Raw genomic sequence first — 19,956 nt, forward strand, 5'->3', positions numbered from 1 at the left:
AGGTCGTCGTGCACCGGCGGCCCCGCCTGGCGGGAACGGCCTTTCTTCCTGGCGTGCAGCGAGAAGATCTTCTGCATCGAGCAGATCCGCCACACCCGGTTCTCCGAGGCAGTGAACCCGCGGCGGGCGAGTTCGTCAGCGATGAACCGGTACCCATCGGCCGGATCGTCGGCATGGATCTCGAGCGCGGCGTTGATCAGATGCGCGTCGTCGAAGTCCCGCTGACAGACCGGGGCAGCGCACCACTGGTAGTAGGCCTGCCGGGAGATCCCCAGCACCCTGCACGTCACCGCGGCCGGCACCCGCACGGGGGCGCCGGCCGCGGCCAGTTCACGGACGAGCGGGAAGGCTATTTTCCCGGCAGATTGCCCTGCGCCAGGTAGGCCGCGGCCTTGCGCAGGACCTCGTTCTCCTGCTCCAGCAGCCGGTTGCGTTTACGCAGCTCGCGTAGCTCGGCGGACTCCTCCCGGGTCACTCCGGGCCGGGTGCCGTCCTCGACGTCGGCCGCGCGCAGCCAGTTGGCCAGGCACGATTCGGAGATCCCGAAGTCTTTGGCGACCTGCTTCAACGGGGTCTCGCCGCGGCGAGCGACGGCGACGACGTCGTCACGGAACTCGCGGGGGTAGGGCTTGGGCACGATGACATCCTTCCAGGCGAGGCCGAAGCCTCACAGGTGAGGTGTCAACCAGACCCTGGGCAGACCCGACTCGTTGGAGGCGATCGCGACGGAGGCCTTCTCCTCACGCTCGGTGAGAACCTGGAACAGCAGTTCGGCGCCGCGGCGGTCGAGTTCCATGTAGCCGAGTTCGTCGATGCAGAGCAGGTCAACGCGGCCGTAACGGGCGATCGTCTTGGTCAGCACCAGGTCATCGGCGGCCTCGACCAGCTCGTTGACCAGCTTGGTGGCCAGGGTGTATTTGACCCGGAACCCGGCCATCGCGGCCTCGGTGCCCAGGGCGATGAGCAGGTGGGACTTGCCGGTGCCGGAATCGCCGATCAGGCAGAGCGGCAAGCCCTTCTTGACCCAGTCGCAGGTGGCGAGGGTGTGGATGACCGCGGGGTCGACGCTGGGGTTCTCGTCGAAGTCGAACCCGCGCAGCGACTTCTCCCGCGGGAACGCCGCGGCCTTGATCCGGCGTTCGGAGCGGCGGCGGGCCCGGTCGTCGCACTCGGCCATGAGCAGCTCGGCGAGGAACCCGCGGTAGGACATCTGGTCGCGGCCGGCGGCCTCGGAAATGTCGGGGAACTGGGCGCGGATGGTCGGCAGCCGCAGCGCCCGGCAGGCCTGGTCGATGGCGGCGTCGGCAGCTTGCTCGGTGAGTCCGCGGTGGCGTTTGGTGGTCATCGGCGTGTTCCTTCCGTGCGTCTTCGGCTGGGCAGCAGCTGGTCATAGACGGCGACCGAGGGCAGTGGCCGGGTGTCGGCGGGCAGCTGCGCCAACCTGCGCAGCGTCAGCGACGTGACCTCGGCGGCCGGATCCTGCGCCGGTCCGGGGTCGGCTGCGGTGGTGTCGTTGTCGGCGGTCTTGCGGGCCTCCAGGGCGACCGCGTCGGCGGTGAGGGCGCCGGCCCGCAGCGCCGCGGCCAGCCCGGCGACGACGTGCTCGTGGGCGAGGTGGCGGTGCAGCAGAAGGACCTCGATCAGCGCGCGGGTGCCCTCGGCTTCGCCGTGGGCCTTGCGGGCGGCGGCCCACCAGGCGTCGTGAACCGGGGTGAACTTGCCCGCAGCGCGGGCTTGCTCGAGCGCGGTTGCGCCGGGCAGCGCGCCGGGTTTGCGCAGCAGCGCCTCCAGGTAGTGGTCGAGCTCGAGGCGGGTGCCGCCCTTGGCCAGCAGCCGTTCGTGCCGGGCGACCTCGGTCCGGCCGTCGAACACGACCAGCTCGGAGGCATGCAGCAAGACCCGGACCCGGCGGCCGATCAGCCGGACCGGGACCGAGTACTGGTTGGTGCGGACCGGGATCTGGGCGTAGCGGTTGACCCGCGGGGTGAACCACCGGCCGGTCTCGAACGGCTCATCCGGCAGCGGCCGCAGCAGCGGGGCCTCGATCGCGAACATCTCGCCGACCGTGCGTGGCCGAGCGCCGATGCGGCGGGCGTCGTCGGCGACGTCGAAGGCGTCGATCATGGTGTTGAGCTCGGCCAGCGACTCGACCTCAGGCACCGGAACCAGGTGGTTGCGGCGGAACCAGCCGATCTGGCCCTCGACGCCGCCTTTCTCATGGGCGCCGGTCAGGCCGGGCTGGCAGTAGAACGGTTCGACACCCCAGCGGGATCGGAAAGCGACCCACCGGTCGGTTTCGACCCTTTGCCGGGAGAATCCGATCACCTGGGCGACTGCGGCCTTGAGGTTGTCGTAGCGGATCTGCCCGGCCGGAACGCCACCGAGCACCCGGAAGGCGTGTTCGTGGCCTTCGAAGAAGGCTTCCTGCCCGCCGGAGGCGAACGCGCGGTGCACCGCTTTGCCCGAGAACGAGCAACGTAGCGCGAACAGGATGCAGGTGACCTGCTGGCCGCGGAGCCGGACGGCGATCTCGCCGAAGTCGACCTCAGCCTCCATCCCCGGGCGGTGGGCCTGTGGGATGAACGCGGCCACCGGGCCGCGGCCGGCCTCGGCCCGGATCTGCGGCGCCCGGGTGGCGACGTAGGCACGGACAACCTGGTAAGACACGTCGATCATGCCGTGTTCGTCGATCAGCCGAGCGAAGATCCGCTTCACGGTGTGCCGTTGCTTCCGCGGCGCATCCAGGTCGGTGCGGAGGATTTCGTCGATCACCGGCTTGAACGGGTCCAGCTTCGACGGCCGCGGCGGCGGTTTCTTCCGCGGCTGCGGCCAGGCCGAGGCGACCGCCTTGACCACGGTGCGGCGGCCGACGTTGTACTTGCGCTCCAGCGCCCGCGCCGACATCCCCGTCCGGGCGTCCCGGCGGATCGCGGCGTAGAGCTCTACCTTCGACTGTGGAGGCATCCGTGCTCCTCGTCTGAAGCACAGGCATCCTCCCACCGCAACCCCCAGGTGCGGTCAAAACTCACGGATACAGACCTGGCAACCACACAGGGTGCGGTCACCAACCACGAGCAACCGCGGTCACATCAGACCGACAAAACCAGAGTATGGACGTGATCAGCACCGCCGGGGTTCCAGCGAGAGAGCAGTTCGACTTTTGGCGGGAATTGAATGGGAAGCTCTGGGTTCCCTACGAATTGCGTTGCGATCGACCGCAAGAAAGCGGATTCAGCGCCCACGTGCAGGTCAGCGAGTTTGGCCCGGTGCAGGCGACGCTGATGACCACGATGCCGCATACGATCCGCCGCACGCCACGGCTCATCCGGCAGGCCGATCCCGACGTGTTCAAGCTGGGCTGCGTCGTGCAGGGGGGTGGCCTGCTGGCCAAGGACGGTCAGGAGTCGGTGATGGGAGTCGGGGATCTGGTCCTGTACGACCCCTCTCATCCCTACGACGGCCAGTTCGCATCGAACGTTCCCGGCGGCAACCAGCTGCTGCTCCTGCGTTTCCCGCGAGCGTCGCTGCCGTTGCCCTCGCGGGATCTGCGGAGGCTGAGCGCGACGCCGATCCCGGGTGACCGCGGCATCGGGGCCCTGTCCTCACAGTTCCTCATGCAAGTCGGCCGGCGGCTGACCGAATTCAGCCCGTCCGACACGGCCCGGCTGTCCACCCTCACCCTCGACGTCCTGACCACGGCGCTGGCCGCCGCGCTGGACAACGAAAGCGTGATACCGCCCCATACCAGACGCCGCGCGCTCATGGCCCGGATCCACGCCTTCGTCCGGGAAAACCTCGGGGACGCGGACCTGACCCCCGACGCGATCGCCGCGGCGCACCACATCTCCCTGCGCTACCTGCACAAGCTGTTCCAGCAGGAGGGAAAGACAGTGGCCGGCTGGATCCGCAACCAGCGCCTGGAGCAGTGCAGGCGCGACCTCGCCGAGGCTCAGCTCGGCGACCAGCCCATCCATGCGATCGCGAACCGGTGGGGCTTCCCGAACTCGGCCCACTTCAGCCAGGCCTTCCGCAATTCCTACAGGAGCTCCCCCAGTCAGTATCGCAACCGGAACACGGCAGCGCACGCAGACTGAACAGCTCAGTCCGTGGACTCGACGATTGCCCGGGCGCACCAGCACGCCACCGTCATCACCCGTCCCACAGGGGGCTGGGTCGAACCGAACTACACGGATCTGCTGACCGAGCCGCCTGATCATGCGATCGGCCGCTCCCGCGGCGGGTGGAGCACCAAATTGCACCATCTTGTCGATGGGGGCGGCCGGCGCCGGTGACGTTGATCGGCCCCGGCCAGCCGGGGACGCACCGATGTTCCCGCACCTGATGCGGCACCTGCGGATCAGGCGGGTCGGGCGTGGTCGGGCTCGGACCCGGCCTGACCGTGTCCGCGGCGATAAGGCTTACTCCTCGCGGGCGATCCGCGGGCATCTGCGTGACCGCGGTATCACCGCGGTGATTCCCGGACCTGCTGATCAGGCCGGGCACCGCAAACGTCACGGTTCCCGCGACGGTCGCAATGTGGTCGAGCATCGGTTCACCCTGCTCAAGCAGTGGCCACGGTGGCGGCGACGTCGTCGTCCCGGACCAGATCGTGTACTCGCGCGATCTTCTGGGTCGGCGTCTTGGGCTGGCGCGGCGTCCGGTTGGGCAACGCGCAGAGTGCGCGGCGGGTCGTGAAGCTGGCCAATTCGAGCTGTCGCCTGTCCTGTGGCCAAGCCCACGCTGTTGGCCGGTAGCCGAGCAAAGTGGCGAACTCGATGCCGACGTCGTTCGCAAAGGTTCTCAGTGTCTCGTAGGTTCCCTCGCCGGCGCTGCCGACGGGGTGCATCGGTTCGATTTCGAGGGCGATGTCGCTCGTGCCGACGGCTTGTCACTTGTCCGATCTTCACGGCCGGGGTTGCCTCCCCTGGGAGCCTGCGCGCCGTTCGAATGGCGCGGTCAGCAGGTGGCGAAACGATCTTCGCCTGGCTCCGGACGGGGCCTGGTTTGCGCGCGTCCAGACGCCGACGCAAGGGCTGGTGTTCGACTGTTTTCCAGGTCAGGCGCAGTGCTTGTCGTTTGGCGAACCGTTTCCGAGACGGTTTGCCGAACGCCGGCGCTCCCGCCACGCACGTGTGCGACACCGCGAAAAGCATGCCCGTACGTTGGCTCGCCGGTCGAGGCCGGGAATCCAGGTTCTCCCGCATCCCGGGCAAGTACGCGGCAAGCCCCCATTGGTCAAGCACTCGACTCGCCGCGCTATTCGTACCTGCAGGCGCCAATGCATTGCTCTGCAGGCAGAACTGCAGAATCTTGCGCGCCGCGGTGCCTTGTCCGTCACACGGGACATGTGCCGGTAGCCCGCCGGGCGCCGGACAATTCCACGCAGCTCTCGGCGGAGGGTGGGTTCGACGGCGCCGTGGTCGTCGAGCCCGGCGTGGTTGGGGCGCCGCCCTGCGCGATCCCGCGGTCGCGGCGTTGGGTGCCCTTCACCGGGAACCGGGCGCCCGTGGACCGTTGCGGAGCTGGGCATGCACGCGGGTCTGTCCCGCGCGGCGTTCGCCCGTCGCGGCGGGACTGCTGCGTTATTCCGACATCCCGCTGGCTGTCGTGGCTCGAAAAGTGGGCTATACCTCGGAATTCGGCTTCGCGTACGCCTTCAGGCGCCAATACGGGCAACCGCCCGGACAGTTCCGGCGCTCGGCCGGAGAAGCGCCGACTCAAGGCTACTGGCGTGTGTGGCCGACGGGGAGCCAATCCTGACCCGTGGCCGCGGAGGTTCGTGCCGTGGCAAGGACTTCCGCGACGTGCACCGCGGTATCCCATTGCTCGTTGCGGCGACGGGTGCCGGTCGCCTGCTCGAGGAACGTCTGGTGGACCCCGACGATCCAGTCGTCGTTGGTGTGACCGCCGATCGAGTGGTCTTCGGTTGCCTTCCGGTACGTGCCCGTCGGCGTCGTCAGCTCGAGCTGTCCGTTGCGGAGCTGCGCTGTACCGTGCTCGCCGGAGAGCCGGTAGAGGTTTTCGCGGCTGGAACCCTGCCAGCTCAGCCTGATCGCGGCGCTGGAGCCGTTCGCGAGGCGCAGGTCCAGCCGGGCGGAATGGTCGGCGCCGTGCTCGCCGATGGTTGTCATGCAGCGGATCGAGGTCGCCGGCTGGCCGGCCAGGTGAAACGCGAGGTAGCACGCGTGGGGGCCGTGGTCGTGGAGAATGCCGCCGCCGGCCGCCGGGTCCGTGCGCCAGTCCGGTTGCCAGGCTGGGTGACCGGACGCGGGTCCGGTCCGGGTGACCGCGATCGTCACCCGGTCGATGCGGCCGAGTGATCGGCAGGCAGTCCGGTGGAGCTCGGTGATGGCGGGCGAGATCAGGTAGTTGTGGACCGGCTGCAGGACCAGGCCCGCCTCGGCGGCGGTCCGGCCCAGCCGGCGGCCGGCACCGGCGTCGAGCACGGCCGGCTTTTCGCAGAGCACGTGCGCGTGGTGCCTGGCCAGCGCGGTCCGGGTGTCCGTCTCGTGGTGCGCGGGCGGCGTGCAGACCACGACCGCGTCCGCGCGGACGTCCAATTCGTCGAGCCCCGCCGCGGTCACGGCGTAGGGAAACCGGGTGGCCGCGGCGGCGCGGCGGGTGGCGGTTCGATCGGTGACGCCGACGATCCTGACTCCGCTTCTGGCGGCCAGCAGCCTCGCGTGCAGTTCGCCCGCGTGACCGTAGCCCGCGATCACGACGTCCATGTGGTCAGGACCGCGGCGATGAGCTGTGCGGCCCGGGTCAGTTCGTCGCGGTCGATGGTCAGTGGCGGGTAGAGCCGCAGTGTTCCGCCGCCGGTCATGACCAGCACGCCCACGCCGAGCAGCCTGTCGAACACGGCGCGCAGCTCCCGCTTGCCCAGTGGACCGCGGGTGTCGGTGACCAGTTCGATGCCGACGGCCAGACCGGCGCCGCGGATCTGGCCGACGATTCCCCGCTCGGGGATGAGTTCCCGCAGCAGGGCCAGGAATTCGGATCCGGCGGCGTCAGCGCGGTCGGCGAGGCGCTGGTCGCGGACGATCCGGGTCACCGCCGCGACCGCGGCACCCGCGAGGGGGAATCCGCCGTAGCTGGACGAACTGGCGCTCGGTGCCCCGAACGGGCCCGCGGTCATGACCGCGGACGACGCGGCGATCGCGGACACCGGGTAGCCGTTGCCCATTCCTTTCCCGAGGACGGCGATGTCGGGTTTCGCGGGCTCGCTCGCCAGGATCGCGCCGGTGCGGCCGAGGCCGGTCATGGATTCGTCGGCGATCAGCAACGCGTCGTGTTCGTCGGCCAGCTCCCGCAGCGCGGGCAGGTAGCCAGGCGGGGGGACGACGTTGCCGGAGCGGCCCTGAACCGGCTCGACCAGGATCGCGGCGAGCGATCCGCTGGACTGCTCGCGCAGCGCTTCCCGGGCGAGGTCCACGCAGGCGAGTCCGCAGCCGGGGTACGTGGTTTTCAGCGGGCACCGGTAACAGTTCGCGTAGGGCGTGCTGTGCACGCCGGTCATAGCCGGGCCGAGACCGGCCCGTGCTCCGCCGGTCGCCGCCAGCGCGCCGGCCGTGCGGCCGTGGAAGCCGCGCCAGAACGAAAGGATCTCGAACTTGCCGGTCGCGGACTTGGCCAACCGGATCGCGGCCTCGACCGCTTCCGCGCCGCCGCTGTAGAACTGGACGCGGTCCAGTTCGGGTGGCAGGAGCGCGGTGAGGCCACGCAGCGCCTCCAGCCGGGAGACCGACGCGTGCGCCCCGATCATCCACGCGTCGAGCTGCCGGTGCAGAGCGTTGACGTAGCCGGGATTGCTGTGACCGACGAGGTTCACGCCGGCCCCGCCCATCAGGTCGAGGTAGTCGCGTCCTGCCGAGTCCGTCAGCGTGGCGTTGCTGGCGCGCTCGACCACGAGACCGGCCCACGCGACCGCCTCGGACACGCCCGGGCCGAGCATCGTCAGCTCCACCTCCCAGTGCCGGGCCTGAGAATCAGTCATCGCGGTGCCGCTTCGTGACGGCTACCCGGAAGCCGCCGCCGGGATGGCGTTCCTCGGCGAGGACACGGTTACGGGTGTAGGTGTTCGCGCACTCCGTCGCGTAGTAGAAGGCGCCGCCGCGGATCACGCGCCGGACACCGGGCAGATCGGGGTTCTCCCGCCCGTCATCGGCGACGTAGGGGTAGCCGTGTTCCGGAGCGCGGTAGGACGGCCCCCAGGCGCTGCGCGTCCACTCCCACACGTTCCCGATCAGGTCGGTGCAGCCTGCCGCGTTGTCGCCGGCGGGGGAGAACGTCCCCACGGGCGTGAGCTTGCCGACGCCGCTGGCGCGGATGTTGCACCGGGCGGGGTCGGTGTGCTCACCCCAGGGGTGGCGGTCGCCGCGGCCGTTGCCGGCGGCGCATTCCCACTCGGCCTCGCTGGGCAGCGTGACATGTTCCGTCTCGGTCAGCAGTTTCCGGTCGTGCAGCAGCCGGTCCAGCCAGGCGCAGTAGCGGCGGGCGTCGTGGAAGGACACGTTCACCACGGGCCGGTCGGCGTCGCGTTCCCAGAGGTCCGTGTCGGTCGCCCAGTGGTCCGGACACGGTCCGCCCGCCAGGATCAGGAAGGTCAGGTACTGCCGGTCGGTGACCGGCGTCCGGGACAGCCGGAACGGTGGCAGTTCGACGTGGTGCCGGGGTGCCTCGGCGGGATCGGCGCCGTCGGAGCCGATCGGTACCACGCCGCCGGGCTGGTGGAGCAGGTCCGGCAGGAACATCTCGTGCAGTGCAGAGTCGACGATGTGCCGGGGCACGCGGCCGTTCCAGCGCAGCATCGCGAGGACCGGCTGGGTCGATCGCCGGGCGAGCCGTTCGGCGTAGGCTCTGACCTGGGGGGACGGGTCGCTGCTCGCCAGGTCGTCCAGTTCGTGCCGGGCCGGTTCGTGGCCGGCTTCCGCGAGGGCGGCGAGTTCGAGGGCAGCGTCGAGCCGGGAGCCTTCGTCGAGCGCGAACAGATCGTCGCGGACGTCTTCGGGGAGTGGTCGCGGGTGTTGCGGGGGTGCAAGGGGGCTGACTCGGTCGGAACGGAACGTCGCGACGTCGTCGCCGAGTCGGCGGGCGAAGCCGGCAGCACGGGCGACGACCGCGGCCAGATCGGTGTCCTCACCGGAGACGGCGGCGACCGCCAGAGCACGGTCAAGAAGACGCTCGACGCTCGACGCTCGACGCTCGACGCTCGACGCTCGACGCTCGACGCTCGACGCTCGACGCTCGACGCTCGACGCTCGACGCTCGACGCTCGAACAATAATATCCGGTGGTCGGCGAAAATCCGGTTGAAACGCCGAAGATATCCGCTTGGCGATATCGGCGGCGGAAATTCCGCGATCGTCTTGTTGCACGTCCAGGCCGATCAACAGTGAGCGCTGTTCGGCGGCGCGCGCGGCGGTTTCCATCAATTTCTCCAACCGCAGCGTGCTTTTGGGGCGGCCGGGGACGCTGTTCGGCAGGATCAGCGCCCGCACGTCGCCCGCTTTGCGCACGAAACTGGTCAGGCGGCCCGTGACCACGAGCATCAGCGGCACTCCATCGCGGGTCAGTTCTTTCTCGACGGCGGCCAGAAGCGTTGCCGGCGAAGTCATTCGGCTTGCCCGCAGGACACTCACCTCGGCGCCGAACCGGCGTCGCAGGCCGTTCTCCATGTCGTGCCACGGCGGCGGCGGGTCCGGATCGCAGCGGACGATCACGGCGCGCGCCCTCCGGCGATCAGTCACCGCCGGTCGTCCAATCCGTGAACCGCAGCCGCGGCTTGCCGACGAACTTCCGGCGAAGCCAGGGCAGCCACAGACACTGTCCTGCCGCGCGGCCGACGGCCAGGGCTTCGGCGTGCTCGCCGTACAGCTGAAGTTCTCCGGCGGCCCGGGCAGCCTCCGCCGCGACGTCCTTGGCGCGGCGCATCCGGCCGGTGAACAGGTCCAGCCGAGCCAGGGTGAGGTTGATCCTGGCCTGCTGACGCGTGTCGCGGTGCTTGCCCGCGATCGTCTCGGCCTGGGCCGCCAGCTTCTCCGCGGCGCGGCTGTCGCCACGCATCAGCCGCACTTCCGCGAGATCGCGCAGCGCGTAGGCCATGCCACGCTCCCACGGCATCCGTTCGCACTCGTCACGGAACCGGAGCACGGTTTCTTCGCAGGCGTCCAGTTCGCCGAGGTGGAAGTAGGCCGCGCCGATCAGCGACAGGATGTCGATCATGTTGTTCGGATCGCCGGCGCCCCTGGCCATGCCTTCGGCGTCCTCGGCCAGCACGATGTCCAGTGCCTCACGAACTCGTCTTGCCCGGTACAGGCGGAACCCTTCACAGCGGAGCTGGCGGGCGATCTCGCGCGCGGAGCCGGCCGCGCGAGCGATCTCCATGCCGATCCGTACGGCCTTTTCGGCATCGAGGTCCTCGCCACGGATCGCGTGCGTCGACGAAATCACCGACAGCACGAGTGATTGTTCTTCGGCGAGGTCGAGCGCGCGGGCCGCGTCGAAGGTGATCCAGCCCAGTGCGATCCGGTCGTCGAACAGGCCGAGGGTGAACAGGAGGTCGTACGTTGCGGCGAACAGGTCGAGGCACAGCCGGTGCTGATCGTTGTCGACCAGCTCCCGGATGAGGACGCGGATCGCTTCGACCTGTGGCGCGGCCCCGGCGGCATCTTCCCAATCCTTGCTGAATCGCGCCGTCAGCGCCGTGGCCAACCGGGTGCGGGCCGTGGCCAGCCGGTCGGCGTCGGTATGGTCGAGGACGAAGCGGCGCAGCGCGGGCGGGCACCGGTAGACCGTGCGTTCCAGTGCTTGGCCGGATTCGAGCAGCCCGTCCGTCCACAGCCGCCGCAGCGTCTCGCGCGTGTCCCGCTCGGGCAGGTCCACGGCGATGGACACCTGGCTCAGGTCGGCGCCCGCGGTCAGGAGCGCGCACGCCGCGAGGGCGGCCCGGGCGGGTTCGGCCAGTTCGGTCCAGACGACGCCGTACAGCGTGTCCAGGTCGCCGGTGCCGGATTCGATCTCGTCGAGTACTTCGGCGACGGTGCCCGGCCGGCCGGCGCAGGCGGTGACGAACAGCCTGATCGCGCGCGGGTTGCCGCCGACCAGCCGGTGCACCCGGGTCATGACGGCTTCGTCCGCGGTGATCAGGTCGGGTACGTCCGATCGCTGGGCTTCCCGCACGATCAGCGTCGTGGCATCGTCGGGGGCGAGCTCCGGCACGGTCACCCGCGGGCTGTCGAGAATGCCGACGGTGTTGGCGCTGATGATCGCGCGTGAGCCGGACGGCAGTGCGCCCAGCAGGTCGCGCAGCGGGGCGGGCTGTTCCGAGGTGAGCCGCAGGTTGTCGACGACCAGGATGGTGGGGTTGGCGGCGAGGTACGACCGGAGTGCATCGGCCTTCTCCGTCGCCGGAGCCGCGCTCAGGGCGCGTTGCCCGCTGTGCAGGCTGAGTTTGCGGGCCAGGTCGACCAGGTCCGGGCTGCTGTTCTGGGCGTCGAGCCAGAACAGCGCCGCGGCCGGTTTGCGGCGTCGGCCACCACCGGCCGCGACTTCGTGCGCCGCGTCCAGGACGAGTGCGCTCTTGCCCACTCCACGGGGCCCCTCGACGGTGACGATCTGTTCGCCCGCTGCCAGGTACCGCCGGATCTGCGCGCGCTGGGGCACGCGGTCGACCAGCTGGACCGGCGCTGGCAACAGGTTGGTCAGCACGGGCTCCTCGGGAGCCGCCGCTTTCCGCTCCCGCCGGTCGCTGATGATCTTCGGCAGGCCGACCGCCCCGGCGACCGCCGTGACGGCGCCCGCGATGGCGAGGATCCAGGTGGATATGTCCGCTGAGCCGCCCGCCATCGATTTCCCCCGTTGCCGCGTCAGATTCTCTGAGCCGATCGAAGAGTACCGGCATCGACGGCGTCGGTCATACTGGGCGTGATGCCCTGCTCACTCGTCGATCACCCGCGGAGCTGAGAATGCCGGGACGGCGAAGCACCCGCCGGCCGCTCGCCGCCGTGCACGCTTTCGTGGTGGGCGTGCGCGACGACAACGCCGATTCCGTCACCTTCCGGATCGTCGCGTCGGCGGGCTATCGCGAGGGAGCGCTTCCCGATGATCCGGAATTGCGCGCGGCGGCGACGTTCGCCACGGCCGGCGGCGCGCGGCCGGCCGTGTACGTCACCGACGGGCAGCACGGCCCGTCGCGGTGGCTTCGATTCGACACCGTGGTACCGCGACCGGCCACGGACGGCACACCGACGCTGCGGTTCACGGCGTCAGAGGGCGGCGTGCTGCCCGCCGCGTTCCGGGACGTGGCCGCGAACGTGCACAGCGTCGTTCTGGTTGACGTCGTCACCGGTTCGGGTGAGAGAGGATGGACCGCCGTCCTCAGCACGGCGTGAACCACCCGCCGACGACGAGCGCGCAACGTGGCGGCGTGCCGGAGGTGGAGCGCGCGGTCTGGCGTCCGCAACGCCCGATGCGATCACAGCTGCTTAGTATCCGCGGCGTGTGCGATCGCGGCCGGATCATGGATCTATCGCGAATCGGTGAAGCGCGGGACGACCGCCGGTTCCCGCCTCCCGGTGCCATCGTCGAGGTCGACGGCCGTCGGGTGCATCTGCTGCGTGCGGGAGCCGGCCACCGGCGGTGGTCGTCCTGCCCGGGCTCGGGACTCCCGCCCTCGAATGGTGCCAGGTGCTGGAGGTGCTGCCGGAGTCGGTGGCGGTGTGCGTTGTCGACCGGCCGGGGTATCGGGTGGAGCGACGCGGGACCGTGGTCCGCGACGCCGGTTGGGCTCGCCGAGTGGACGGCCCGGTTGCTCGAGGTGCTGCAGGTGAGTTCCGTCGTGCTGGTCGGGCATTCGATGGGTGGGGTCGTCGCACGGGTTTGTGCCGCGACCACGCCTGATCGCATCACGCGGCTGGTCCTGGTCGACTCCAGCCACGAGGACCAGCTGCGTGATCTCGGGCGTCTGGATCGTGAAGCTTCCGCGGCCGGGGTCGTCGGGGCGGCGGCAGTTCAGTGGCTGCGCTGCCCGGCGGGCTGGCGGCGGTTCGTCCAGGACGTCCGTGGCCGGCGTCGCTTGCTGCGCGAGATCGCCGGCATCGTGCCGGACGAGCTGGCCGACGGCGCGGTTGGCCAGCTCGGCGTACCGCCGTGCCGACGTGGTGGAGATGCTGGGCTTCGCCTTCGGGCTGCGCGCGGTTCCCGATCGCGCCCGCAGGCTCGGAAATCTTCCCGTCACCGTGGTGACCGCCGGCCAGCCGGCTACCACCGCTGCGAAGACGAGGTCGGCCTCGTCCTGGCTTCGTCCGCCCTAACCGAGGACACCGACCACTCGGGCCGCGCGGCCTATCTGACGGCCCTGCGCCGTGCGGAGGAGAGCGCCCACTGCCTCAGCCGCTGATCGGCACTGGCTCGAAACGGCTGAGAAGAGTTCGCGCTTCCAGCGGTGTGTGATCTGCCGGTTCTCGGACGAGCGGTGAGCACGTCGCCGCCGTAGAGCAGGTACGGCCAGCGTCCTCAACTCGCCGACGAAGACCGACCTGGATTTCGGTGCCGCCGGCGCCACTGTCGGCAGTCCCCACGGATCCTGGGCAGTACCCCGGGTGCGCCGAACGTGCGGACCGGGTCGCCCGCGAGTCGTCTCGGGAGTCGTCGGCTACCTGCTCACCCTGGCTTCGTGGTGGACGCAGCGCGACGAAAATGCTTACTGTGGGTGTGGGGACGCGTCAGCGGAGGGGGACGACATGGTCGACAAGGACATTGCCGCCAAGACCGAGGTGCCGGTTGCTACCGAGGGCGAGGCCCCCGGGGTGGCTCAGGCCAAGCCGGGGATCGGGGCCGTGCTTGCTCAGTGGGGCGGGGCCGCGTTCCTGGCAACTGGCACGGTATTCGCCCTGAGCTATCTGGCTCAGTGCGCCTTCTACGGCGCGTTCGGGCTGACACCCGACCAGATCGGCCTGGACAAGGTTGCCTCGGTGCTGCGGGCGACTCCGCTCGCTCTGCTGCTTCTGCTGTGCGCCTTGTCGAGTTCGATCGTGCTCGTGGGGCTCGTCCGGTTTGTCACCGATAGCTTCGGAGACGTCATTCGCGGCCGTGTCGGGCTGGTGCTCGTTGCCGTTCCGCTCATTCTGCTGCTGGTCTTGGTCGTCGCCAACGCAACCCATTTCTTGACCATGTCCGCAGGCCTCGTCAATGGTGCGGTGTCGGTGTTGCTGTGCTGGGCATTCGTCGCCGGGGTCGGGGTGGTGATCGCCCGTGTCGGCGGCAGGGCGCTGGGTGTGCTGGCCGCGACGATGACGCTGCTTTGTGCGGCGGGCGTTCAAGGCTCCGTGTGGATCAGCGACGGCGCCGTTGCCTTCCGTGACCACGGAGTCGTTTCGGCGAGGCTTGGCCTGATCGGCTTCGCGCCGACGGTGGCCGCGGTCTCCTGGCGGGACCCGAAACACGTTCCGGCCCAGCAGGTGGTCATCGTCCTCAATCAGAGCGGCGACCGCTTTACCCTTTACGACTGCCTCAACCAGCGGGTGTTGTCACTCGGGTCGGCCGACGCCGAGGTCCAGCGGCTATTGCCCGCACAAGCCGGCCAGGGGTGGCTGCACAATGCGACAGGCTGTTACTGAGATAGACCTGTGCCTTGCTTTGGCCCTGTCGCGCGACGTCGGGCGGAGTGGTCCGGCCACTCGCGCGGTTCCGTTTCTGGACCGGACGGGGCCGCGGCACCTGATCCGTGGGTATCTGTCGACGGGTCGTGACCCGGGCCGTCTGGGCTCGTGTGCGTGCATGCGCGTGCCGGGCTGGGTAGTTACAGCCTGTCGGTCGAGGTATGTGCGGACCAGCTGGATTCCGACGGCGCGTACATCGAGATCCAAGCTATCGCGGTGGACGGGCACGGCCGTCCCGGCGGGAGAGCTACTCGGGCAGGCCCTCACGGTCAGGGACTGGCGGAGCTCCCGGTTCGGACGCGGATCGGCCGGACACCTACCAGTGCACGTCCGCGCGCCGTCGGTTCGTGCTGCTGGTCAAAGACGTCATCGATGCGGCCCAAGTGGAGCTGATCCCGGACGCGGCGCCCGACGCCGTGGAGCTGGTGACGAGCCGCCGTGCGCGACGCCGCCTCTACCCGCACGGCTTCTTCGCCGGCTCGCTGGACGGATGGCTCCCGCAGATATTGCACAGGTGGGCGTCGGGGGAGACGCCGGTGGACCACAGGTCGGCGGCGGTGACCTCGAACCGCGTCATCCCGGGCAATGCTGGGGCGTCCAGGCCGGGGACGAGGCCGCGCTCCGCAGCGAGGTCATCGAGTACTGGTTCGGCAGCCAGCCGTTCGGTTACGCCGAAGGCGAGGAGTTTGCGGTGGAGTACGTCTACGCTGCCCTCGGCGAGTTTGTCGCCATTGGCAAGCGTCCCACGATCATCCAGTGGATCCCCGTCGCCGAGGTGCCCGACCATCGCCGACCGGCAGCCGAGAGTGCCGACCCGAACTCTCAGAAGTGGGGCGCCGCGCTCCCCGCGACCGGTACGTAGCCCGAACCGTGCTTTGCCCCGAGGCTGATGCCCCTCACCAAATCCGGACCACAACGAGCCGTCGGCTGGCCGAGACAGCAGTGTGGCACGTCGAGTTCGGCGACGCGGGCACTACCTCGCACTCAATGCACGCGGCTGCCGCCTGCCCGAAGATCATTTCGGACGAATTTGACCAGGTCGAAGCCCCCGCGGTCGATCGTGAGGGTCCCCGCTGGGAGACCGGGTCCCTCGCTGAGTGAACTGGACAATGCAGGATCATGTCCGCTGGGTCGCGCGATGGCCCCAGGACGTCCAGGGACCGTTGCAGTCGTCAGGTGACCCGCGCTCGGTGGTCGTCCGTACGGGAGTGGGCCGCGCAGGGCAGGCCGAGTTCTCTGGGGCACAGCACCCACAGGTCTGTGACGACGGCACGATAGAGGCGCCACGGAGCTGGTTCGCTCACGTCGTCAGCGGTGACGCGGCGACCGCCTCGCCGGGCGGGGCCGGGGTAGACGCGCAGGGCGGACGCCAGGTCCGCGGGAGCGACCTCGGCGGCGTTGCCGGCCGCGTACAGTGCGCGGGCTCCCCCGACGGCGACCGTCGAGTCGAACACGACGAGGCTCACCGACACGCGCGTACGAAGGTTGCGGGAGTGTCGTGCGTCCACGCTGGACATCCAGAAGAACTCCCGCGGGTGCTGAGCGGCGAAGTAGACCGGCGCCGTCCACGGCCTGCCCCGACCGTCGACGGTTCCCAGCACCAGATAGGTGTTCTGGTCGATGAGAGCCCTGGCGTGTGCGTCGAAGTCGTCACCCTGCATGACGAACCCGATACCTCAGGTGCAGCACGCGATCGCCTCGGATGACGACGTGAGGATCCTCAAGTCGGTGCTGACCGGTCACCGAGCCGAAGTATCGCCTGCCCGAACCGAACACGACGGGCACGACGTCCATGGCGACCTCATCCACGAGGCCCGCCGCGAGCGCTTGTCCGCCGACTTCCCCGGCGGCGACGGACACAGCTCGGTCGCCGGCGAGGTGGCGCGCCTGCGCCACTGCTTCCGCGACGCCGTCGACGAAGTGGTAGGAGGCCTCGGGGTGCCAGCCTGCGGGCTTGGGCCGGTGGGACACGACGACGACGTGGTCGCCGACCGGCGGACGGCCATCCCACCCGTTCATCAAGTCGAACAGCCGCCGGCCGATGACCATCGCTCCGATGGCCGCCCAGGTTGAGCGGACGTAGTCGGCCGACTGCGGCGTCATGCGGAACGAGCCGTCGTCGCTTAACGGTTCCTCGCCGTTGAAGTACCAGTCGAACAGCGGCCCGATGTCGTCGTGGTCGTCGGCGATGAACCCGTCGGCCGAGGTCACGTTGTGCATGATGACGTCGGTCATGACACCTCCAGCTCGGGACTTCGTGTGAACGGTTCAGGTCTACGGGAGGGAGCAGTGTTAGCCGAAGAGATTCAAGGTATTCTGAATCTGTGTCTTCCGGGCGGCCGGGCATCCGGTTCCGATTCGATCGCGACGACCTCCTCCGGACGCGGTTCGCCATCTCGCCGTTGATCGAGCTTGCGGGAGCCAGCTACGTCGTGCGTCGACCGGGTGATTTCCCCGAGCACCGGGAGTGGGTCGCGGCCGTTACGTCTCGGCTGGAAGGTCTCGACCTGGGGCTGGTGTTCGCTGCTGCGCCGCTGGGTCGCAGGTCGTGGCCGAACTTCAACGCGCCACCGCCGGTCAGTCCGCATCCGTGGGTCGAGGACGAGCTGACGCGGCTCGCCGCCACGGATCCGGGCGTCGTGCGAGCCGATGTCCGGCGCGCCTATCCCGAGGGCGTGCCACCTAGCGCGGAGGTGTTCGTCGGTGATCCGTCCGCTGCGCTGGCCGCGCTCGTCGGGCAGCTGCGGGCGTTCTGGTCCGCCGCGATCGAGCCGTGGTGGCCGTCGATGTCGGCGTTCTTGGAGAGTGAGATCGCGGCCCGCGCTCGACGCCTTGTCGCGGTGGGAGGTCAGGCCGCCTTCACCGAGCTTGCTCGAAACGTCTCCTGGGACGGCAGGACCCTGACGATCGCGCCGGTCGGGACCGCGCCCCGGGATGTGGATCTGGACGGCCGCGGCATGCTGCTCATTCCGTCGGTCTTCGCCTTTGGTGTGTGGCCGCGAATCGACGCGCCGTGGGACCCGGCGGTGACCTATCAGGCTCCGGGAGTCGGAGATCTCTGGTCGCAGGCGGACAGCGGCAGTGCCCTCGACGAGCTCATCGGCCGGCGACGGGCAGCGATCCTTCGATCGCTCGACGTGCCGGCCTCGACGCTCGCGATCTCCCGCCGCACAGGGTGGAGCCCCGGAGGGGTGAACACCCACCTTGGCGTACTACGCGCTACCGGACTTGTGGCTCGCCGCCGGGACGGACGCCAGGTGATCTATTCGCGCACGTCCGCTGGAGACAGCCTCTGCGGTGGACAGGAGCGCACCGAGCGTTGAGCCTCGTCGGCGATCCAGGCGTACCGGTCGGGGGTGAATATCCGGTCGCCGGCGGCGCGCCGAGAACTTTCAGGGCGGCGTCCGGTCGCGGATGAGGTGGGCACGCCGGATGGGGTGGGCCGGTTCAACCATTTTTCGAAGAGTGCGTCGATCTATTGGACTCCGGGTACGGGTGCGTGGTCGGTGCACGGCGCGATCCGCGACCGCTGGGCCGCGCTCGGCTGGGAGCGTGGCCGCCTGGGGTACCCGGTGAGTGACGAATTCGCCGTCACGGGCGGCCGTCGCGGCAACTTCCGCGGCGGTTACATCACCTACGACTTCGCGACGGGTGCCACGCAGGTCGTTTACTACTGACAGCGATCGCCTTGCCCGATCACCGGCGGGGTCCAGGTCCACAAGCGGGCCGCCTTGCGCGCGGCGACACCGCCGCCGGCAAGCCGGGTGAGGCCGGCCGCCAGCCCGTACACGACCGGGCTGGTGGACAGGCTGACCGCCGGATCCTGCCGGGCCAGCTGCCGCACCCGCTGGCTGCGAGGGCGGCGCGACCGGTCGAAGCGGGCGAGCGCCGTGGGGACGTCGATGTCCCCGGCGAGTTCGGCGGCGAGGACGGCGGCGTCCTCGAGCGCCTGGCACGCGCCTTGGGCGAGGAACGGTGTCATGGCGTGGGCGGCGTCGCCGAGCACGGCCACCCGGCCCTCGACGTAGGCGGGCAGCGGCTCCAGATCGAAGATGTCGTGGCACAGCACCGATTCCGGCCGGGTCCCGGCCAGGAGAGCGGGGATCGGCTGGTGCCAGCCGCCGACCCGGCGACGCACTTCGGCGACGTCGTCGTCGTAGCGAAGTCCGGGTTCCGGCCGGCGGACCGTGAGGAACCAGAACACCCGCCGGCCGGCCACCGGATGCGCACCGAACCGCGCGCCGCGGCCCCAGGTCTGAAACCCTTCGACCGGCCACACCGAACCGGGTTCGGTCACCCCGCGCCAGCAGAGAATGCGCTGGAACACCGGAGCCGGCGAGTGCGGCCACACCGAGCGGCGCACCACGCTGTGGATCCCGTCCGCTCCCACCAGGACGTCGGCGGTGGCTTGCCGCGTCCCGCCGGGAGTCCGGTAGGCGACGGTGACGCCGGCAGCGGATTGCTCGACGCCGGTGACCTCCGCGCCGGTGCGCACCCAGCCGCCCGGCAGCCTGGCCAGCAGCGCGCGATGCAGGTCGGCGCGGTGATTGGCCAGCAGGGTGGTGTCGCGTCCCTCCCGGAACCGCATCAGGTACCGGCCGTGGGGAGTGCGCAGGGTCGCGCCGGCCCGTGTCGGCACCGAGATGGCCCGCAGGTCGTCGCCGACCCCCAGTGCGTCCGCCGCGCGCAGGGCGTTCGGCGCGAACGACCACCCGGCGCCGGCCTCCCGGGACACCGCCTGCCGCTCGAGAACCGTCACCGTCCACCCGGCTCGTCGCAGCCCGATCGCCGCGGCGAGCCCGCCGATGCCGCCTCCGGCGACGATCGCCGACCGCCCCTGGGGCGTGGTCATCGACGGTCCTCGCTCAGGCGCTTGGCCATCCAGTCGTAGACGTCGTGTGCCGCTCGCAACCGGTTGGCACGCGGGCTGTCGGCGCCGGCCAGGCTCATCCCCTCGGCCGCGACGTCCCGGAACGCGGTCAGGCTGGTCACGCGCCGGCGCACCACGGTCTCCCAGGCGTCGTCGACCATGCGGAAGTAGTGCGTACGTTCGCCGGGTTTCGTCCGGCGCCGCACGAAACCACCATCGACGAGCACCCGCATGTTCGTGGCCAGCGACGCCCGGCTGGCCCCGATCGCGGCGCCGATCTCGTCGGCCGACTGCTCGGCGGGCTCGCAGATCATCAACCACCCGAGGACGCGGCCCGCGATCGGCGGCACCCCGTACTCGGCGGTACAGAACATCGCCACCCGCTCGACCCACTCGAGCACCTGCTCGTGCCGAGGATCCGACTTGG

General features: G+C 70.0%; 19 protein-coding genes and 2 pseudogenes. 9 read left to right on the forward strand and 12 right to left on the reverse strand.

From position 1 onward, the window contains the following. From G3I65_RS57960 to istA, 3 genes and pseudogenes are all read right to left on the reverse strand, one after another. Nucleotides 1-637 (reverse strand): annotated as a pseudogene (locus tag G3I65_RS57960) (transposase); the annotation flags it as partial. Between the two features lie 30 nt (nucleotides 638-667). Next, nucleotides 668-1,345 (reverse strand): ATP-binding protein, encoded by a 678-nt coding sequence (locus G3I65_RS48035; RefSeq protein ID WP_203612713.1) that lies wholly within the window; start codon nucleotides 1,343-1,345, stop codon nucleotides 668-670. Beyond that, nucleotides 1,342-2,964: an IS21 family transposase gene (gene istA, locus G3I65_RS48040; protein WP_160702145.1), complete on the reverse strand. Its 1,623-nt coding sequence runs from the start codon at nucleotides 2,962-2,964 to the stop codon at nucleotides 1,342-1,344. The genes G3I65_RS48035 and istA overlap by 4 nt, the downstream gene beginning before the upstream one ends. Before the next feature lie 152 nt (nucleotides 2,965-3,116). Here istA and G3I65_RS48045 point away from each other — a divergent pair, with 152 nt between their 5' ends. Further along, the gene (locus tag G3I65_RS48045) at nucleotides 3,117-4,094 is read left to right on the forward strand and encodes a helix-turn-helix domain-containing protein (RefSeq protein WP_309236043.1); all 978 of its coding nucleotides are present in this window, start codon (nucleotides 3,117-3,119) and stop codon (nucleotides 4,092-4,094) included. Between the two features lie 247 nt (nucleotides 4,095-4,341). Beyond that, nucleotides 4,342-4,533, forward strand: a pseudogene (locus G3I65_RS59200) (IS5/IS1182 family transposase); the annotation flags it as partial. A 28-nt stretch (nucleotides 4,534-4,561) separates the two neighbouring features. Here the strand turns inward: G3I65_RS59200 and G3I65_RS57965 are convergent. The 4 genes from G3I65_RS57965 to G3I65_RS48065 form a co-directional block, all read right to left on the reverse strand. Continuing rightward, nucleotides 4,562-4,846 (reverse strand): hypothetical protein, encoded by a 285-nt coding sequence (locus tag G3I65_RS57965; RefSeq protein WP_239071892.1) that lies wholly within the window; start codon nucleotides 4,844-4,846, stop codon nucleotides 4,562-4,564. An 877-nt stretch (nucleotides 4,847-5,723) separates the two neighbouring features. Then, nucleotides 5,724-6,728: a Gfo/Idh/MocA family protein gene (locus G3I65_RS48055; protein WP_160702152.1), complete on the reverse strand. Its 1,005-nt coding sequence runs from the start codon at nucleotides 6,726-6,728 to the stop codon at nucleotides 5,724-5,726. Continuing rightward, on the reverse strand, nucleotides 6,716-7,996 hold the full coding sequence (locus tag G3I65_RS48060; protein WP_160702154.1) for an aspartate aminotransferase family protein: 1,281 nt from the start codon (nucleotides 7,994-7,996) through the stop codon (nucleotides 6,716-6,718). The genes G3I65_RS48055 and G3I65_RS48060 overlap by 13 nt, the downstream gene beginning before the upstream one ends. Then, nucleotides 7,989-8,810: an SUMF1/EgtB/PvdO family nonheme iron enzyme gene (locus G3I65_RS48065; protein ID WP_160702156.1), complete on the reverse strand. Its 822-nt coding sequence runs from the start codon at nucleotides 8,808-8,810 to the stop codon at nucleotides 7,989-7,991. Before G3I65_RS48065 ends, G3I65_RS48060 begins: the two co-directional genes overlap by 8 nt. Before the next feature lie 93 nt (nucleotides 8,811-8,903). Between G3I65_RS48065 and G3I65_RS48070 the strand changes: the two genes are divergently transcribed. Further along, a complete protein-coding gene (locus tag G3I65_RS48070) occupies nucleotides 8,904-9,314 on the forward strand; it encodes a hypothetical protein (protein WP_160702158.1) in 411 nt (136 codons plus the stop codon). A 426-nt stretch (nucleotides 9,315-9,740) separates the two neighbouring features. Here the strand turns inward: G3I65_RS48070 and G3I65_RS48075 are convergent, their stop codons facing one another. Then, on the reverse strand, nucleotides 9,741-11,846 hold the full coding sequence (locus G3I65_RS48075; RefSeq protein WP_160702160.1) for an ATP-binding protein: 2,106 nt from the start codon (nucleotides 11,844-11,846) through the stop codon (nucleotides 9,741-9,743). Between the two features lie 173 nt (nucleotides 11,847-12,019). Here G3I65_RS48075 and G3I65_RS48080 point away from each other — a divergent pair, with 173 nt between their 5' ends. The 4 genes from G3I65_RS48080 (at nucleotide 12,020) to G3I65_RS48095 (ending at nucleotide 15,521) form a co-directional block, all read left to right on the forward strand. After that, nucleotides 12,020-12,391, forward strand: coding sequence for a hypothetical protein (locus G3I65_RS48080; protein WP_160702162.1), 372 nt, complete (start codon nucleotides 12,020-12,022; stop codon nucleotides 12,389-12,391). Nucleotides 12,392-12,519: 128 nt separating this feature from the next. Further along, nucleotides 12,520-13,398 carry an alpha/beta fold hydrolase gene (locus G3I65_RS48085; protein WP_239071895.1) on the forward strand — a complete coding sequence of 293 codons (879 nt, stop codon included), beginning with the start codon at nucleotides 12,520-12,522 and terminating at the stop codon, nucleotides 13,396-13,398. A 343-nt stretch (nucleotides 13,399-13,741) separates the two neighbouring features. Beyond that, the gene (locus G3I65_RS48090) at nucleotides 13,742-14,617 is read left to right on the forward strand and encodes a hypothetical protein (protein ID WP_160702166.1); all 876 of its coding nucleotides are present in this window, start codon (nucleotides 13,742-13,744) and stop codon (nucleotides 14,615-14,617) included. Nucleotides 14,618-15,173: 556 nt separating this feature from the next. Continuing rightward, complete coding sequence (locus G3I65_RS48095; RefSeq protein WP_160702168.1) at nucleotides 15,174-15,521, forward strand: hypothetical protein; 348 nt, start codon at nucleotides 15,174-15,176, stop codon at nucleotides 15,519-15,521. A 310-nt stretch (nucleotides 15,522-15,831) separates the two neighbouring features. Here the strand turns inward: G3I65_RS48095 and G3I65_RS48100 are convergent, their stop codons facing one another. Both G3I65_RS48100 and G3I65_RS48105 read right to left on the reverse strand, forming a co-directional pair. Further along, nucleotides 15,832-16,320 carry a pyridoxamine 5'-phosphate oxidase family protein gene (locus tag G3I65_RS48100; RefSeq protein WP_160702170.1) on the reverse strand — a complete coding sequence of 163 codons (489 nt, stop codon included), beginning with the start codon at nucleotides 16,318-16,320 and terminating at the stop codon, nucleotides 15,832-15,834. After that, nucleotides 16,310-16,894 (reverse strand): dihydrofolate reductase family protein, encoded by a 585-nt coding sequence (locus tag G3I65_RS48105; protein WP_160702172.1) that lies wholly within the window; start codon nucleotides 16,892-16,894, stop codon nucleotides 16,310-16,312. The genes G3I65_RS48100 and G3I65_RS48105 overlap by 11 nt, the downstream gene beginning before the upstream one ends. Before the next feature lie 89 nt (nucleotides 16,895-16,983). On the opposite strand from G3I65_RS48105, the gene G3I65_RS58945 reads away from it, so the two are divergent. After that, entirely contained in the window at nucleotides 16,984-17,982 is a 999-nt protein-coding gene (locus G3I65_RS58945) for a helix-turn-helix domain-containing protein (protein WP_160702174.1), read from the forward strand. A 33-nt stretch (nucleotides 17,983-18,015) separates the two neighbouring features. After that, nucleotides 18,016-18,336 carry an LGFP repeat-containing protein gene (locus G3I65_RS48115; protein WP_375336782.1) on the forward strand — a complete coding sequence of 107 codons (321 nt, stop codon included), beginning with the start codon at nucleotides 18,016-18,018 and terminating at the stop codon, nucleotides 18,334-18,336. On the opposite strand, the gene G3I65_RS48120 is transcribed toward G3I65_RS48115, so the two are convergent. Further along, nucleotides 18,330-19,511: an FAD-dependent monooxygenase gene (locus G3I65_RS48120; RefSeq protein WP_160695653.1), complete on the reverse strand. Its 1,182-nt coding sequence runs from the start codon at nucleotides 19,509-19,511 to the stop codon at nucleotides 18,330-18,332. The two genes, G3I65_RS48115 and G3I65_RS48120, sit on opposite strands and share 7 nt — an antisense overlap. Beyond that, on the reverse strand, nucleotides 19,508-19,956 hold a 449-nt coding region (locus G3I65_RS48125; protein ID WP_239071893.1), incomplete at its 5' end, for a GbsR/MarR family transcriptional regulator. The genes G3I65_RS48120 and G3I65_RS48125, both read right to left, overlap by 4 nt.

It is taken from the genome of Amycolatopsis sp. SID8362 (assembly GCF_010550475.1).
Classification (GTDB): Bacteria; Actinomycetota; Actinomycetes; order Mycobacteriales; family Pseudonocardiaceae; genus Amycolatopsis; species Amycolatopsis eburnea.